The 1057-nt window shown below is 46.9% G+C and carries 1 protein-coding gene; it reads left to right on the plus strand.

All coding sequences use genetic code 11. The annotated features are described in order from the left end of the window. Positions 1-316: 316 nt before the first annotated feature. Positions 317-1057, plus strand: a 741-nt coding sequence (locus R8N28_RS26895; protein WP_318183878.1) for a copper homeostasis protein CutC, incomplete at its 3' end; no start/stop codon positions are given.

Raw genomic sequence — 1057 nt, forward strand, 5'->3', positions numbered from 1 at the left:
TGAGCACGCAGCTGACCTAGGCAAAAAATAATAGACCTTCACCCTAGCTCAACGGGTGTGATGGTTGGATGTATATATAAAGCAAAAAGCTATAGCGGGAAAACCGCAAACGCCAATCAGTCTAAGTAAAGTCCTATCGAAGCCCAGAGTATATGCTCTGGGCTTTCTTTTATCTTCAATAAATGTGCTCAAATGAGGTAACACCTAGGCGAAAACTTTACCTCTATTTCCCATCGACATCATACAGATTCTGCCTGTTGGCCCTGCTAATATCTTAGCCATAACACTTACTGTAACGTTAGTAGGATGAATCAAAGTGGTTACTCATCTAGAAGTCTGTATTGATAATATTGAATCTCTTCATTACGCCATTGCTGGTGGCGCAACTCGTATTGAGCTTTGCTCATCTCTCGCATTGGGTGGCTTAACGCCAAGCTTCGGTTTTATGCAGCAAGCGGCCAAACAATCTTCTGTGCCTGTGTATGCCATGATTCGTCCACGCCAAGGCGACTTTTTCTATAACGAAGAGGAGCTAGACATGATGCGTTGGGACATCGAAGCCGCCCATCAATCTGGTTTAGATGGAGTGGTGCTAGGCGTACTGACCCAAGAAGGTGATATCCACATGCCGTTTGCCACCGCATTGTGCGAGTTTGCACAAGCACTGGGTCTTGGCATCACGTTTCATCGTGCGTTTGATCAATGTCGCAATGCAGAACAAGCGTTGGAAGATATCATCCATTTAGGTTGCGAACGTATTCTGACTTCAGGCCTCGCTCCATCTGCACCAGCAGGCGAGAGCGTACTTAAATCTCTTGTGGAACAAGCCCAAGGGCGCATTGCGATCATGGCCGGGGCGGGAGTGAATGCAGACAACGTCCGTCATTTAGTCAAAAACACGAACGTGCAAGAAGTCCATCTTTCAGGCAAGACCACACGCCCTAGCCAAATGACCTTTGTTGCTGAACAAAGCAAAATGGGCGCTTCAGATGTCGATGATTTTGCGATTCCTATTACCAGTACTCAAGCCATCGCCAACGTCGCAGCAGCTCTCAAA

This window comes from Vibrio sp. Vb1554, assembly GCF_033344235.1.